At 58.5% G+C, this 15,644-nt stretch carries 11 protein-coding genes; 3 read left to right on the forward strand and 8 right to left on the reverse strand.

The features are described 5' to 3' along the window. The first annotated feature begins 5 nt into the window (after positions 1-5). Entirely contained in the window at positions 6-2,324 is a 2,319-nt protein-coding gene (gene yicI / locus KIF87_RS18810; protein ID WP_213330089.1) for an alpha-xylosidase, read from the forward strand. Between the two features lie 113 nt (positions 2,325-2,437). On the opposite strand, the gene KIF87_RS18815 is transcribed toward yicI, so the two are convergent. Beyond that, a complete protein-coding gene (locus KIF87_RS18815; protein WP_213330091.1) occupies positions 2,438-4,141 on the reverse strand; it encodes an AsmA family protein in 1,704 nt (567 codons plus the stop codon). 119 nt (positions 4,142-4,260) lie between these two features. Next, positions 4,261-5,652: a xanthine/proton symporter XanP gene (gene xanP / locus KIF87_RS18820; RefSeq protein ID WP_014881972.1), complete on the reverse strand. Its 1,392-nt coding sequence runs from the start codon at positions 5,650-5,652 to the stop codon at positions 4,261-4,263. Between the two features lie 226 nt (positions 5,653-5,878). Between xanP and gltS the strand changes: the two genes are divergently transcribed. After that, positions 5,879-7,081: a sodium/glutamate symporter gene (gene gltS, locus KIF87_RS18825; protein ID WP_063145642.1), complete on the forward strand. Its 1,203-nt coding sequence runs from the start codon at positions 5,879-5,881 to the stop codon at positions 7,079-7,081. A gap of 2 nt (positions 7,082-7,083) precedes the next feature. Here gltS and recG read toward each other — a convergent pair whose 3' ends face one another. Genes recG through gmk form a run of 5 tightly spaced genes read right to left on the reverse strand, consistent with a single transcriptional unit; the run spans position 7,084 to position 12,950 of the window. Continuing rightward, positions 7,084-9,165 carry an ATP-dependent DNA helicase RecG gene (recG, locus tag KIF87_RS18830; RefSeq protein ID WP_213330093.1) on the reverse strand — a complete coding sequence of 694 codons (2,082 nt, stop codon included), beginning with the start codon at positions 9,163-9,165 and terminating at the stop codon, positions 7,084-7,086. 3 nt (positions 9,166-9,168) lie between these two features. Then, entirely contained in the window at positions 9,169-9,858 is a 690-nt protein-coding gene (trmH, locus tag KIF87_RS18835; protein ID WP_213330095.1) for a tRNA (guanosine(18)-2'-O)-methyltransferase TrmH, read from the reverse strand. A 4-nt stretch (positions 9,859-9,862) separates the two neighbouring features. Further along, entirely contained in the window at positions 9,863-11,977 is a 2,115-nt protein-coding gene (gene spoT / locus KIF87_RS18840) for a bifunctional GTP diphosphokinase/guanosine-3',5'-bis pyrophosphate 3'-pyrophosphohydrolase (RefSeq protein WP_213330097.1), read from the reverse strand. Positions 11,978-11,996: 19 nt separating this feature from the next. Then, positions 11,997-12,272: a DNA-directed RNA polymerase subunit omega gene (gene rpoZ / locus KIF87_RS18845; RefSeq protein WP_000135058.1), complete on the reverse strand. Its 276-nt coding sequence runs from the start codon at positions 12,270-12,272 to the stop codon at positions 11,997-11,999. A 54-nt stretch (positions 12,273-12,326) separates the two neighbouring features. Further along, positions 12,327-12,950, reverse strand: coding sequence for a guanylate kinase (gmk, locus tag KIF87_RS18850; protein WP_008502674.1), 624 nt, complete (start codon positions 12,948-12,950; stop codon positions 12,327-12,329). Between the two features lie 251 nt (positions 12,951-13,201). On the opposite strand from gmk, the gene ligB reads away from it, so the two are divergent. Continuing rightward, positions 13,202-14,872, forward strand: a complete 1,671-nt coding sequence (gene ligB, locus KIF87_RS18855; protein ID WP_213330099.1) for an NAD-dependent DNA ligase LigB — start codon at positions 13,202-13,204, stop codon at positions 14,870-14,872. A 2-nt stretch (positions 14,873-14,874) separates the two neighbouring features. On the opposite strand, the gene KIF87_RS18860 is transcribed toward ligB, so the two are convergent. Then, positions 14,875-15,492, reverse strand: coding sequence for a trimeric intracellular cation channel family protein (locus KIF87_RS18860; protein ID WP_048980250.1), 618 nt, complete (start codon positions 15,490-15,492; stop codon positions 14,875-14,877). Positions 15,493-15,644: the final 152 nt, after the last annotated feature.

The raw sequence follows: 15,644 nt of genomic DNA on the forward strand, positions 1-15,644 counted from the left end.
AGAGTATGAAAATCAGTGATGGAAACTGGCTTATTCAACCGGGCCTGAACGTGACGTATCCGGTGCAGGTGTTCGACGTGGAGCAGCAGGGTAATGACCTGGTGGTGTTTGTTGCGCCGCGCGACGTGCGCGAACGCACCTGGCAGCTCGACACGTTGATGTTCACGGTGCGCCTGTTTGCCCCACAGGAAGGGATTGTCGGGGTGCGCATCGAGCACTTCCAGGGCGCGCTGAATAACGGCCCGCACTATCCGCTGAACGTTCTGAAAGACGTGAAGGTAGAGATTGAAAACAATGCCGATTTTGCCGAGCTGAAAAGCGGCAGCGTCAGCGTGCGCGTCACCAAAGGCGAGTTTTGGGCGCTGGATTTCCTGCGTAACGGCCAGCGCATTACCGGCAGCCAGCTGAAAAACAACGGCTACGTGCAGGACATCAACGCCGACCGCAATTACGTGTTCGAACGTCTGGATCTGGGCGTGGGGGAAACGGTCTACGGTCTGGGCGAGCGCTTTACCGCGCTGGTGCGCAACGGCCAGACGGTTGAAACCTGGAACCGCGACGGCGGTACCAGCACCGAGCAGTCCTACAAAAACATCCCGTTCTACCTGACCAACCGCGGCTACGGCGTGCTGGTGAATCATCCGGAAAACGTCTCGTTTGAAGTCGGCTCCGAGAAGGTCTCCAAAGTGCAGTTCAGCGTGGAAGGGGAATATCTCGAGTACTTCGTGATCGACGGCCCGACGCCGAAAGAGGTGCTGAACCGCTATACGCGGTTTACCGGGCGTCCGGCGCTGCCGCCTGCCTGGTCGTTCGGCCTATGGCTGACCACCTCGTTCACCACCAACTACGACGAAGCGACGGTAAATAGCTTTATCGACGGCATGGCCGAGCGCGACCTATCACTGCACGTCTTCCACTTCGACTGCTTCTGGATGAAGGCCTTCCAGTGGTGCGACTTCGAGTGGGACCCGGTGACCTTCCCGGATCCGGAAGGCATGATCCGCCGCCTGAAGGAGAAAGGGCTGAAGGTCTGCGTGTGGATCAACCCGTACATCGGCCAGAAATCCCCGATCTTCCGGGAGCTGAAAGAGAAGGGTTACCTGCTCAAGCGCCCGGACGGCTCCCTGTGGCAGTGGGACAAATGGCAGCCCGGGCTGGCGATCTATGACTTCACCAACCCGGACGCGTGCCGGTGGTATGCCGACAGGCTGAAAGGCCTGGTGGAGATCGGCGTCGACTGCTTTAAGACCGACTTCGGCGAGCGCATCCCGACGGACGTGCAGTGGTTTGACGGGTCCGATCCGCAGAAGATGCACAACCACTACGCCTACATCTATAACGAGTTGGTGTGGAACGTGCTGAAAGAGACGGTGGGGGAAGAAGAGGCGGTGCTGTTTGCCCGTTCGGCGTCCGTGGGTGCGCAGCAGTTCCCGGTGCACTGGGGCGGCGACTGCTACGCCAACTATGAATCCATGGCCGAAAGCCTGCGCGGCGGCCTGTCGATTGGCCTGTCCGGCTTCGGGTTCTGGAGCCACGATATCGGCGGGTTCGAAAACACCGCTCCGGCGCACGTCTACAAACGCTGGTGCGCGTTCGGGCTGTTCTCCAGCCATAGCCGACTGCACGGCAGCAAATCCTACCGCGTGCCGTGGGCGTACGATGACGAGTCCTGCGACGTGGTGCGCCACTTCACCCAGCTGAAGTGTCAGCTGATGCCGTATCTGTATCGTCAGGCGGCGCTGGCGCGCGAGTTCGGCACGCCGATGCTGCGCGCGATGATGCTGGAGTTCCCGGACGATCCGGCGTGCGATTACCTCGACCGCCAGTACATGCTGGGGGATTCGGTGATGGTCGCGCCGGTGTTCTCCGAGGCGGGCGACGTGCAGTTTTATCTGCCGGAAGGACGCTGGACGCACCTGTGGCACAACGACGAAATTCAGGGCAGCCGCTGGCATAAGCAGCAGCACGATTTTATGAGCCTGCCGGTCTACGTGCGCGATAACACCCTGCTGGCGCTGGGCAGCAACAACCAGAAGCCGGACTACGCGTGGAACGAGGGGACGGCCTTCCAGCTGTTTAACCTGGACGACGGCGCAACGGCGGTGAGCGAAGTGCCTGCGGCGGACGGCTCCGTGGCGTTTACGCTGAAGGCGTCACGTCGGGGCGACATCGTGACCTTTACCGGCGCGGGAGACGCGCAAAACTGGTCGGTGTGCTTGCGCAACGTGCAGAAGGTGAGCGGCGTGAAAGGTGGTTCACACGCGGGCAGCGAGTGGGGTGTGGTGGTGAAAGCAGAGGGGGATGAGGTGGTGGTTCACTTCTGAGCTGGAAAAATGCCCGGAGGCGCTTCGCTTACCGGGCCTACGATATGTGCGGTCTGATGCCCTCACCCTGACCCTCTCCCACAGGGAGAGGGATGGTTTGCTCCCTCTCCCTTTTAGGGAGAGGGCTGGGGTGAGGGTGGTGTCGAAACCACACCGCCCGTCATCGTCTGCTGCACCTGCTGTTTATCCATATTCACCGCGTTCAGCTTGCCGTTCACCGTTGGCTTCAACGGTGCGCTGGCCTGCACGCTGCCGCTGGCGGTGAGCTGAATATTGCCGTCGCCCGTAATCGGCAGCGCAGGCCAGCCCCACTGCTGCAGCACGTTGAGCGGCACGCCGCGCCCGTTCAGGCTCACCGTGGTCTGCCGCTGCGGGAGCTGTGAAACCGTTGCCGTGGCTTCCAGAATACCTTTCTCGGTAAAGGCGCTCAGGTCGGTAATGTTCACCGTGGCAGCGTTGGCATTCAGCGCCAGCGACGGACGGCGCACGTCCACGCGGTTAAAGGTCGCCGCCGCGCCGTTCAGGGTTGCGCTGCCGCCCCAGATACCCCACTGGCGATCTTTCACCAACTGCAGGTTTGCGCCATAGCCGTCCAGAGAGGTGATCTGCCACGGGAAGGCAGGATCGATGTCGATCACCAGGTTGCGGCTCAGGCCGAATTTTTGCAGCGTGACGCTGTTCAGCCATTCCGGGAGGGGATCCATCCACAGCGTTTTCCAGTTTTCAGGCAGGGTGTACTCCAGCCCGGCGATGGCGACATCGTCCAGCACCAGCGCTTTACCGTCGCGCAGCCAGCTGCCGGAGGTGCGTACCATGCCGCCTTCCCACCGGGAGGTGAACTGACGCAGCGCCATGCCCTGTGGGGAAAACTCCGCATTCAGGATCGGGTCGAAAAGATGCAGCGAACCGTAGATGAACTCGCTGGCGTTCATGGACAGGCGTCCTTCCTGGCTCTGCCAGTCGCCTTTGCTGAGAGTCAGGTTGCGCAGGCTTAAGTCGAGATCGGTCACCGCCCAGTCCGGGCCCTGAAGCCGGGCGTCGGTCACGTCCAGACGACCAATCTGCAGAGTGGGGATGGTGGCCAGCGGCGCGAAGAACGCCATCAGCGTTTTATCGCTCTGCAGGCGGATCTCGTTCAGGCGCATCGTGTCGATAATCCAGCTCCCGTCGGCGTTGCGCAGGGCGGAGCCGGTGAGTGAGCCACGGGCCATGTCGGCGCCAATTGTTTTCAGCACCACCTCCTTGCCGTTAAGCTGGCCCTCGATCAGCACGTTGGTGGCCGGTACGCCGTTCAGGGTCAGCGAGCCTGCGCTCATCTGAATCTGTGCGTTGTTCCCCAGCACGTTGCCCGCTTCCGGCTGCCACGGGCTGACGCCGCCCGTGACCTTCTGCGCGCTCAGGTCCCATTCGGTATTCGGGCTGTTAAACGCCATGTTGTTCAGCTGCAGGCGATCCGCCTGGAAAGGCAGCGGTGCCGTCTGGGGCGAGAGATTCAGCGTGCCGTCGAACAGGGTGATGGTGTCCATATGCAGCGGATCGGTTATCTGGCGGCTGCTCAGGCCAATATCGACTTTTTTGGCTACCAGCGTGGCGGGTTTACCGTCCCGACCGAAGGTGACGTTTTCCAGAATGATGTGGGAAGGCGACGAAAAGCGGTGATTCATCTTGTCGAAACTGAGTTCGTAGTCGGTATTCACCGTCACCCAGCTGCTGACCTGAGACGCGCCCCAGCGGGTCTGGAGCAGAATATAGAGCGCCAGCATCACAATGAGCAGGGCTACCAGAAGATAGATGAGGAGCTTTCCAATAAATTTCATGGTCTTCCATCCCGCAAAACGCACATAAGGGAGTTATGCACGATTTATGCGCAATCCTCAAGGCGGGAATGGTGTAATTAGATGTCACGGCAGGCATTGACTGCCTGCCGTGAGAGAAATCAATTTTTCTCAGGCGGGAAAACGAGGTTCAGAACGATAGCGGTGATACCGCCCGCGGCAATGCCGGAAGAGAGCAGGTTTTTCACCCAGTCAGGCGCAAACTGCAGGATCAGCGGCTGCTGGGAAACACCCAGACCGACGGCCAGCGACAGCGCGATAATCATGATCGCGCGGCGGTTCAGCGGCTCGCGGGAAACGATACGCACGCCGGAGGCCGCGATAGTCCCGAACATCACCAGCGTTGCGCCGCCCAGCACCGGCTCAGGGATGTGCTGCACAAAGCCGCTTACCGCCGGGAACAGGCCGAGGACGATCAGCATCAGCGCCACCACAAAACCGACGTAGCGGCTGGCCACGCCGGTCAGCTGGATCACGCCGTTGTTCTGGCCGAAGCAGGAGTTCGGGAAGGTGTTGAATACCGCAGAGACAAACGAGTTCAGACCGTTCGCCAGCACGCCGCCTTTCAGGCGCTTCATATACAGCGGGCCGGACACCGGCTGCTCGGAGACGTCGGAGGTGGCGGTGATGTCACCGATGGTCTCCAGAGAGGTGATCATAAAGACCAGCATCAGCGGCAGGAGCAGGCCCCAGTCAATGCCCAGCCCGTAGTACAGCGGCGTGGGGACGGTGATCAGCGCGCTGTTGGTCGGCGCGGTGTTCTCAGGCAGCATGCCCAGTGCCCACGCCAGCAGGTAACCCGCCGCCATGGCGATCACCAGCGAGGCGACGCGCAGGTAAGGGTTACGCTGACGGTTAAGCAGAATAATGATCGCCAGCACGACACCCGCCAGCAGCAGGTTTTTCGGCGCGCCGAAGGTGTGATCGCTCATTGCGGCATAGCCACCGCCGATGGAGGTCAGGCCCACCTGGATCAGCGACAGGCCGATAATCATTACGACGACGCCGGAAACCAGCGGGGTGATGACGCGGCGAGCCAGATGCAGAACGCGGGAGATCACCATCTCCGTACAGCTGGCCAGCATCAGCGTGCCGAACAGCGCCGCCATCATGGTCGGAACATCCGCACCGCCGGTTTTCAGCGCCGTACCGCCCATGATCAGCGGTGCCACGAAGTTAAAGCTGGTGCCCTGAATCGACAATAATCCCGACCCTACCGGACCCCACGCTTTAATTTGAATAATCGAGGCCACGCCGGAGGCGAAGAGAGACATGCTGATAATGTGCTGCGTGTCCTGCGCCGGTAAACCGAGCGCCTGGCAAATCAGCAGCGCCGGGGTGATCACCGCAACAAACATCGCCAGAAGATGCTGGCAGGCGGCGAAAAGCGTTTGCGGCAGCGGCGGGCGGTCTTCAAGGCGGTAAATCAGTTCGCTATTTTGCTTCTGCGCAATCGGTTGCGCATCGGGCGACTCTATGGTGTTAACGGACATCGGCGGCAATCCCACGGTGGAAAAGCGGGCATTTTATCTGACCACCTGGTAAAAGCAAACGATTGCCAGCAAAAAAAGGGAAGAAAATCTGCCGCTGTGAGCAGGTTTTCTACAACGCATCGGGAAAAAAAATTACACTTTTTCGCGCCGGGAGCTCATGAAGAGCGCAAACCGGCCCAGGATAACGCCGCGAGTGTATGGAACACGCGCAAAACAGGAGCCTTCTATGATTCATCTCGATACGTTGTCGACACTTGTTGCCGCAACGCTGGTCTTACTGCTTGGCCGTAAGCTGGTACATAGCGTTTCCCTTCTGAAGAAATACACCATTCCTGAACCTGTCGCCGGTGGCCTGCTGGTGGCGCTGGCCCTGCTGATACTGAAAAAAAGCATGGGCTGGGAAATCGATTTTGATATGTCCCTGAAGGACCCGCTGATGCTGGCCTTCTTTGCCACCATCGGCCTGAACGCTAACCTGGCGAGCCTGCGGGCGGGCGGTAAAGTGCTCGGCGTATTCCTGATTGTGGTGGTGGGGCTGCTGCTAATGCAAAACGCTATCGGCATCGGGATGGCGACGCTGCTGGGGCTGGATCCGCTGATGGGGCTGCTGGCGGGGTCGATTACCCTTTCGGGCGGTCACGGAACCGGGGCCGCATGGAGCAAGCTGTTCATCGAACGCTACGGGTTTGAAAACGCGACGGAAGTGGCGATGGCCTGTGCGACCTTTGGTCTGGTGCTGGGTGGCCTGATTGGCGGCCCGGTGGCGCGGTATCTGGTTAAACACTCCACCACGCCGAACGGCAGGCCTGACGATGAGCTGGTGCCGACCGCGTTCGAAAAGCCGGACGTCGGGCGCAGCATTACCTCGCTGGTGCTGATTGAAACCATCGCGACGATCGCCATCTGCCTGACCGTGGGCAAAGTGGTTGCGCAATGGCTGGCGGGCTCAGCGTTTGAACTGCCGACGTTTGTCTGCGTGCTGTTTATCGGGGTGATCCTGAGCAACGGTCTGGCGCTGATGGGCTTCTACCGCGTATTTGAACGGGCGGTATCGGTGCTCGGCAACGTCTGCCTGTCGCTGTTCCTGGCGATGGCGCTGATGAGCCTCAAGCTGTGGGAACTAGCCTCTCTGGCGCTGCCGATGGTGGCCATTCTGGCGGTGCAGGCGCTGTTTATGGCTCTATACGCCATATTTGTCACGTGGCGTATGATGGGCAAAAACTACGATGCGGCGGTGCTGGCTGCGGGTCACTGCGGGTTTGGCCTGGGGGCTACCCCAACGGCTATCGCCAACATGCAGGCGATCACCGAACGGTTCGGGCCATCGCACATGGCGTTTCTGGTGGTCCCGATGGTCGGGGCGTTCTTTATTGATATCGTCAACGCGCTGGTGATTAAGCTGTACCTGATGCTGCCGATGTTTGCCTGAAATCAGGCGTTGGAATAGCGCTCGGTTTCCGGCATCCAGCGCTCAATTAACGCTGCCGCCTGTTCGGGGTAGCGTTCATGAATATGTCGTGCAAGGCGCTGAACTTCGGGGATCATCGCCTGATCGCGCAGCAAATCCGCCACTTTGAATTCCGCGTTCCCCGTCTGACGCGTGCCGAGCAGTTCGCCCGGGCCGCGGATCTCCAGGTCTTTTTGCGCAATCACAAAACCGTCGTTGCTGTCGCGCAGCACCTGCAACCGCATCTGGGCGGTTTTCGAGAGCGGGGCTTTATAGAGCAGTACGCAGTGGGACGCTACCGCGCCACGGCCAACGCGCCCGCGCAGCTGGTGGAGCTGGGCAAGGCCGAGACGTTCCGGGTTTTCGATGATCATCAGGCTGGAATTCGGGACGTCCACGCCGACTTCGATCACCGTGGTGGCGATCAGCAGATGCAAATCACCCTGTTTGAACGACTGCATCACCGCCTGTTTTTCGGCGGGCTTCATGCGTCCGTGAACCAGACCCACGTTCAGCTCCAGCAGCGCCAGCTTAAGCTCTTCCCACGTGGCTTCGGCAGCCTGCGCTTCCAGCAGTTCAGACTCTTCAATCAGTGTACAGACCCAGTAGGCCTGACGCCCTTCATGGGTGCAGGCGTTGCGCACGCGGTCGATGATATCGCTGCGGCGCGTGTCAGGAATGGCGACCGTTGTGACCGGCGTACGGCCCGGCGGCAGTTCGTCGATGGTGGAGGTATCCAGATCGGCGTAGGCGGTCATCGCCAGGGTGCGCGGAATCGGCGTAGCGGTCATGATCAGCTGATGCGGGTGGAAGCCCTGCTGCAGGCCTTTCTCCCACAGTGCCAGACGCTGATGCACGCCGAAGCGGTGCTGCTCGTCGATAATCACCAGCGCAAGACCGTTAAACTGCACCTGCTCCTGGAAGATGGCGTGCGTGCCGACAATCATCTGCACCTGCCCGCTGGCAATAGCCTCCTGTTGCGCAAGGCGCGCTTTGCCTTTTTGCTTCCCGGCAAGCCAGCCCACTTCAATCCCCAGCGGCGTAAACCAGGCGCGGAAATTGTTGGCGTGCTGTTCTGCCAGCAGCTCGGTCGGCGCCATCAGCGCCACCTGTTTACCGTGGGCAATCGCGCGCAGGGCCGCCAGCGCGGCAACCAGCGTTTTACCGGAACCTACGTCGCCCTGCACCAGGCGCATCATCGGTACGTCGAGCGCCATATCGCGTTCGATTTCGGCGGTGACGCGCGCCTGCGCGCCGGTGGGTTTAAACGGCAGCGAGGCCAGCAGCTTATCTTTGAGCTCATCATGCGGGCTTAAGGGCTGGGCGTGGAAACGCTGCGCGCCCGCGCGAAGCGCCAGCATGCTCAGGTTATGTGCCAGTAATTCCTCAAGGATAAGACGCTGTTGGGCGGGGTGTTTGCCGCTTTCTAAATCGCTGAGCTGCAGCGTTGGCGGCGGGCGGTGCAGGGTGCGCAGCGCCTCGGGCAGGCTCATCATGCCCTGCGCCAGCTCGGGCGGCAGCAGCTCGGTAATGGCGCAGGTATCCAGCAGCTCCAGCGCCTGATCGGTGAGCTTACGCAGCGTCGCCTGCTTGATGCCTTCGGTTGTCGGGTAAACCGGGGTGAGCGTCTCCTGCATTTCCGGCGTGCTGAGATCGCCCTGCACGCGGTACTCCGGGTGGATCATCTCTGCGCCGTATTTCCCGCGTTTGGCTTCGCCATAGGCCAGCACCCTGCGGCCCGTCGCCAGGCTGTTTTTCATCGCCGCGCTGAAGTTGAAAAAACGCATGGTGAGAATGCCGGTGCCGTCGCTGATCTGGCAGGTCATCATCCGGCGTCCGCCGAAGGTGATGTTGCAGTTCAGGACTTCGCCTTCAACGGTGGCGTAAATGGCGGGAAGGAGATCGCCAATCTTGTAGAGCTGGGTGCGGTCTTCGTAACGCAGGGGGAGGTGAAGCAGGAGATCCTGCACGGTGTGCAGGCCAATTTTTGCCAGCTTATTGCTTTGCGCCGCGCCCACGCCCGTCAGGCTGTTAAGCGGGATGGCATCCAGCAGGCGGCCTTTCATCGCTTACCCGGCGTACTGCATGGTGGCCCACCACTCGGCATCGGCTTCAATTTCGCCCTGCGCGTTGACGTGGGGGTAAGGCAATTTTTTCTGCTTCGCAACGCGAGCCAGCACCGGATAACCGCCTTCAAACAGCAGGCGCTGCTGTTCCTCTTCCGGCAGCATGCTGTTGCTGCGCTCGTACATCCCGGCGTTCTGACGCTGGCGCTGCGCTTCATACAGAATGAGCGCGGACGCCACGGAGACGTTGAGAGACTGGACCATGCCGATCATCGGAATGATGATGTCCCGATCCGCCAGATCCAGCGCTTCCTGGGTGATCCCGGTTTTCTCCTGACCCATCAAAATGCAGGTCGGGCGGGTGTAGTCGATCTCGCGGAAATCTACGGCTTTAGCGGACAGGTTAGTGGCCAGGATCTGCATCCCGCGCCCTTTCAGGTGCGATACGGCTTCGCCAATGGTGTGATGATTTTTGACAGACACCCAGCTGTTGCTGCCTGCCGCCGCCGAGACCGTATTACGCATACGGCCTTCCGGCCAGACGGCGTGCACTTCATGCACACCGACGGCATCTGCGGTACGGACGATAGCAGAGACGTTATGAGGTTTATGCACCTGCTCCATGCAGACCGTCAGGTCAGGCTGACGCCTGGCGAGCATTTCGCAGATACGTGCATAACGTTGTGAATTCATAAACCTAGTTTCGGTTTCGGGTGACTTTAATCACGTCCGGCATGACGCGGATCTTGCGCATAATATTCGCCAGATGCACGCGGTCGCGGGCGGTCAGACGAATAAAGGCGCTGTACACGCGGCCATCTTTTTCTTCCGTATTCAGGCTCTGAATATTGGAAGAGGCCGTGTTGATCGCTGCCGTCAGGTTCGCCAGGGCACCCTGGTGGTTGAACATATCCACCTTAATTTCGGTGATAAATTCCTGCGCGGTCTCTTTATCCCACTCGACCGCCATAAATTTCTCGGCTTCTTTCTGGTAGCCGCGAATGTTACGACAGGACTCGTGGTGGATAACCAGCCCTTTGCCCGGGCTGACGTGCGCAATAATCGGGTCGCCAGGAATTGGACGACAGCATTTTGCGAAGGTGATCAGCACCCCGTCCGCGCCTTTAATCGGCAGGTGTCCGTGGCTTTGCGTCGTTGCAGGCACCGCTGTCGTGTCGCCTTGCTGCAGGTTCTTCGCCACCACCACGCTCATGGCGTTGCCGAGGCCAATCTCTGCCAGCAGGTCATCAAGCGACGCGAGCTTCATGCGCTCCAGCTCACGCTGGATGTTCTCCTGCGGAATTTCAGCCAGCTTACGGCTGCCGCCCAACGCGTGGTTGAGCAGACGACGCCCCAGGCTGACGGAATCATCGCGCTTGAGGTTTTTCAGCAGCTGGCGAATTTTGGCGCGCGCTTTGGAGCTCACGACAAAGTTCAGCCAGGCCGCGTTAGGACGTGCGCCCGGCGCGGTAATAATTTCTACCGTCTGGCCGCTGGAGAGCGGCTGAGACAGCGGATAAGGCTGTCTGTCGACGCGTGCGCCGACGCAGGCATGCCCGATATCGGTATGCACGGCGTAAGCGAAGTCGACCGGCGTTGCGCCCGCAGGCAGTTCGACAATGCGACCTTCTGGGGTGAAAACGTAAATCTCATCCGGGAAGAGATCGGATTTAACGCTCTCGATAAATTCAAACGAGCTTCCCGCACTCTGCTGAAGCTCCAGCAGGCTCTGCATCCAGCGCTGGGCGCGGATTTGTGCGGTCGTGCTGCTTTCGCCACCGTGCTCTTTATACGCCCAGTGTGCGGCAACACCCATCTCTGCCATCTGGTCCATGTCTTCGGTGCGGATCTGCACCTCAACAGGCACGCCGTGCGGACCGATCATCGAGGTGTGCAAAGATTGATAGCCGTTCGCTTTTGGAATGGCGATGTAATCTTTCATACGCCCTGGACGCGGTTTGTAGAGGCTGTGCATCTGCCCCAGCACGCGATAGCAGGTGTCCGAGTCGTGGACAATGACGCGGAAGGCGTAGATGTCCATGATCGAGTGAAAACGCTGCTCTTTGAGCACCATTTTGCAGTAGATGGAGTACAAATGTTTCTCGCGACCGCTGACGCGGCACGGGATCCCCGCTTCCTGTAAGCGCCCTTCGATTTCAGAGAGGATTTTTTGAATCATCTCTTTACGGTTACCGCGTGCGGCTTTCACCACCTCTTTAATCACGCGATAGCGGTTCGGGTACAACGCTTCAAAACCCAGCTCTTCCAGCTCGGTTTTAATGTGATGAATACCTAAACGGTGCGCCAGCGGGCTGTAGATTTCGAGGGTTTCACGGGCAATGCGGCGACGTTTATCCGGGCGAAGTGAGCCCAGCGTGCGCATGTTGTGGGTACGGTCAGCGAGTTTGATGAGAATGACGCGGATATCCTGCACCATCGCCATAATCATCTTGCGGAAGTTTTCGGCTTGCGCCTCTTTCTTGTCGCGGAAATTCAGCTTATCAAGCTTAGAGACCCCTTCCACCAGTTCGGCAACGCTTTTGCCAAACAGCTGTTCCATGTCCTGATAGGTGGCAGGGGTATCTTCGATCACGTCGTGCAGCAGAGCGGCCATAAGCGTTTCGTAGTCGAGTTTCATCTCGGCCAGAATACAGGCCACCGCTACCGGGTGCGTGATATAGGGTTCACCGCTTGAACGTGTCTGGCCCTCGTGAGCGTCACGTGCAACGAGATACGCCTGCTGAAGACGCTTAATCTGGTCTTCAGGCAGGTAGGTTTGAATCAGTTGATTCAGGCTTTCAAACAGATACAAGGGCGACCCGCAGGTTTAATTAACGACGACCTTCAGCAATAGCGGTTACGGCCTGCAGTTCTGCGGCTTCCTGCTCTTGCTGCTCCTGGCGCTCACGCACGTCGAGGATCTGGTTGTTGATCAGACCTTCTTCGATTTCGCGAAGTGCAATAACGGTGGTTTTATCGTTTTCTTCCGGTACCAGCGGATCTTTACCGCCTACCTGCATCTGACGAGCGCGACGCGCGGCGACCAGCACCAGGTCAAAACGGTTACCAATTTTCTCTACAGCGTCCTGAACAGTTACGCGTGCCATACTTAAAATGCTCCACAGGTGAAGAAATGACTGGGCATGATACTGAAAGTGGGTTCAGTCTGCCAACAGTTTGGTGATTAATGCGTCATGTCGCTGCTTCTGGCGGCTCATACGCAGACGTTCTGCACGAAGAATGGTTTTGAGATCGCTCAATGCGGCATCAAAATCATCATTCACAATAAGGTAATCATATTCCGCGTAATGGCTCATTTCTGCAACAGCCTGTTCCATACGCTTTGCGATCACTTCTTCGCTGTCCTGACCGCGGCCACGTAGGCGGCGATCCAACTCATCTTTCGATGGCGGTAAAATAAAGATACTGCGCGAGTCAGGCATTTTCTTGCGAATTTGCTGTGCGCCCTGCCAGTCGATATCCAGGAACACATTCACGCCCGTGGCCAGAACCTGCTCAATGGTTTCACGCGAGGTACCGTAGTAATTCCCGAATACTTCAGCGTGTTCAAGAAACGCGTCTCTGCCGATCATCGCTCTGAATTCGTCGTGATCCACAAAGAAATAGTGTTCACCGTGCACTTCACCCGGACGCGGCTGGCGCGTGGTGTGAGAAACAGAAACCTGTGTGTCGTACAACGGTTGGGTTTTTAACAGTGCCTGAATAAGGCTGGATTTACCCGCGCCACTAGGGGCAGAAACAATATAAAGCGTGCCTTGAGCCATGAGAGTCTTTTGTATGTGTTAACGAAGAAGTCCTACATACGGGCTTATTATACACGTCGGCGCACCGTGACGTAGCCTTTGTCACACTTTTTCCCCTGGATTATTGAATTTTGCGTGCCGTTTTCAGGTTTTATCTGGGGTTTTCAGCAACCAAAAGAAATCCCGGATAGCGTCTCGCATTGTGAAACGTTGCCGTTAGCGTTGTTTCAGGCATCCGGGTATACCTCCTGCAATGCAAAGGAGGGGTAGCGATGTGGCGATGGGTAAGCGGGTTAATGCTGTTGTGGTGTGGCTATGGCGCGGCGGTGTGTCCGGTGTGGTCGCAGGCAAAAGCAGAGAAAGAGATGGCGTCGTTAAGCGCGCAAATCAAACGCTGGGATGAGGCTTACTGGAAGCAGGGCGTGAGCGAGATCAACGACGAGGTTTACGACCAGCTTCACGGGCGATTAACGCAGTGGCAGCGCTGTTTTGGCGGTGAGCCTTCAGAAGAGAAACTCCCCGCGCTGACGGGGAGCGTAAAACACCCTGTTGCCCACACGGGTGTGCATAAGGTGGCCAGCAAAGAGGAGCTGAGGCAGTGGATGCGTGCCCGACAGCATCTGTGGCTGCAGCCGAAAGTTGACGGCGTGGCGGTAACGTTGGTCTATCGTGACGGAGAGTTAACCCAGGCCATCAGCCGCGGTGATGGCCTGAAAGGGGAAGACTGGACCGAGAAGGTGCGTTTAATCCCGTCGGTTCCGCAAAAGCTCACCGGCGCGCTGGCGAATAGCGTCTTACAGGGCGAGCTTTTCTGGTTACGTGACAACCACATTCAGAACCAGATGGGCGGAATGAACGCTCGCGCAAAGGTGGCGGGGGCGATGATGCGGCAAAAGGATAACGCGCTATTAAGCATGATCGGCGTATTCATCTGGGCCTGGCCGGACGGACCGAAAGATATGCAGACATCTTTAGCTGAACTGTCTCAGGCCGGTTTTACGCTGTCGGCACGGTACACGCTTCCCGCTAAATCTGTTGATACCGTCGAGAAACAGCGCGCGGCCTGGCACGCGACCGCATTACCCTTTGCCACGGATGGCATTGTGGTGCGTTCGCAGGATGAACCCGCGGGCGAAGGCTGGTTACCGGGAGAAGGCAACTGGGTCGTCGCTTGGAAATATCCTCCTGCAGCCCAGGTCGCTGAGGTGAGTGATATTCATTTTTCCGTAGGGAGAACGGGCAAAATTTCCGTTGTAGCAGCGCTGGAACCCGTGCAACTGGATGATAAACAGGTGCAGCGGGTGAGTCTGGGCTCGGTTGGGCGCTGGCAGAGGCTGGATATTGCCCCGGGGGACCAGATACAGATCAGCCTGGCCGGGCAGGGTATCCCCCGTTTTGATAAGGTGCTCTGGCGCGGGACGGACAGGCATAAGCCAGAGCCTCCGGCCCCGCGCTATCATGCTCTCAGCTGTTTCTATGCTTCGCCGGAGTGTATGGAGCAGTTCTTTGCCCGGCTGACGTGGCTCAGCTCAAAGCAGGTCTTTGATATTGAAGGATTAGGCGAATCAGGCTGGCGGACCCTCTGGCAGGCGCATCGTTTTGAACATCTCTTTTCATGGCTGCTATTAACACAGGCGCAGCTGCAGACCACACCGGGGTTTTCCTCAGCACGCGGGCTGGCGCTCTGGCACCGATTTAATCTGGTGCGCGAAAAGCCGTTTATCCGCTGGCTCATGGCATTGGGGGTGCCAATGACGCAGGCTTCGCTGAAGGCTATGGGCGACATATCGTGGCAGGAGATGAGCGGGCGCAACGCAAAGGACTGGCAGGCCCTGCCGGGAACGGGAGGGGAGAAAGCGCGACAAATCGTTAACTGGATGCACGCGCCTCAGATTGATGTGCTGGCGAAATGGCTCGCTGAACAGCACATCAACGGGTTCTGAAGCTAGTGTGTGCTGTGTTTGTAATGAAAAACGGGCAGCCCGAGCTTCAGACGCAGCGCCAGCATGCGGGCCGTAAAGCCAAACAGCAGCGTCGAGATGACTACCACGTCATGGTTCGAAACGTAATGCTGTAGAGCGATATAAAGCACTGCTGCTGCAAAGGAGATGCCGGCATACAGCTCTTTTTGAAAGACCAGGGGGATGCGTTTGCAGAACATATCGCGCAGCACACCACCGAATACGCCCGTGACCACGGCAGCAATGGTGGCGATAACCGGTCCTTCCCCCATATCGAGCGCGATTTGCGCACCGATAATCGAAAAGACGATCAGCCCCAGCGCATCAAGCACCAGGAACAGGCGGCGAAGATGGGGCATAACTGGCGCCACGATGGTGGTTAACACGGCAGCCGTCGCCACGATAATCACATACTCAGGGTGTTTAACCCAGCCGAGCGGGTAATGGCCAAGCAGGATATCGCGCACGGAACCGCCGCCCAGCGCGGTCGCGGTAGCAATAATGATTACGCCGAAGGTGTCCATACGGCGACGTCCGGCGGCAAGTGCGCCGGTCATGGCTTCTGCGGTGATGCCAATAAGATAAAGGATGTGAAGCAGCATATACCCTCCGGTGTGAACGCGGGGAGGTTAGCGATTTGTGCGCAAGATCACGATTGAGATTTTCTAAGGCGAGTCAGTTTGCCCTATAAATTTCTATCAATTTATATTGAGTGGGCTTGATGAAAGGCGGTGAGGCGCAAAAATGGGCGTTG

Origin of the sequence: Enterobacter sp. 120016 (assembly GCF_018383635.1) — a bacterium.
In the GTDB taxonomy this organism is placed as follows: Bacteria; Pseudomonadota; Gammaproteobacteria; order Enterobacterales; family Enterobacteriaceae; genus Enterobacter; species Enterobacter asburiae_D.

Bases quoted from the DNA above. Each gene is read 5' to 3' on its own strand.
- recG (WP_213330093.1), bottom strand. From the start codon at position 9,165: ATGAAAGGCCGCCTGCTGGATGCCATCCCGCTTAACAGCCTGACGGGC.
- trmH (WP_213330095.1), bottom strand. From the start codon at position 9,858: ATGAATTCACAACGTTATGCACGTATCTGCGAAATGCTCGCCAGGCGT.
- KIF87_RS18815 (WP_213330091.1), bottom strand. From the start codon at position 4,141: ATGAAATTTATTGGAAAGCTCCTCATCTATCTTCTGGTAGCCCTGCTC.
- gltS (WP_063145642.1), top strand. From the start codon at position 5,879: ATGATTCATCTCGATACGTTGTCGACACTTGTTGCCGCAACGCTGGTC.
- gmk (WP_008502674.1), bottom strand. From the start codon at position 12,950: ATGGCTCAAGGCACGCTTTATATTGTTTCTGCCCCTAGTGGCGCGGGT.
- rpoZ (WP_000135058.1), bottom strand. From the start codon at position 12,272: ATGGCACGCGTAACTGTTCAGGACGCTGTAGAGAAAATTGGTAACCGT.
- ligB (WP_213330099.1), top strand. From the start codon at position 13,202: ATGTGGCGATGGGTAAGCGGGTTAATGCTGTTGTGGTGTGGCTATGGC.
- xanP (WP_014881972.1), bottom strand. From the start codon at position 5,652: ATGTCCGTTAACACCATAGAGTCGCCCGATGCGCAACCGATTGCGCAG.
- yicI (WP_213330089.1), top strand. From the start codon at position 6: ATGAAAATCAGTGATGGAAACTGGCTTATTCAACCGGGCCTGAACGTG.
- KIF87_RS18860 (WP_048980250.1), bottom strand. From the start codon at position 15,492: ATGCTGCTTCACATCCTTTATCTTATTGGCATCACCGCAGAAGCCATG.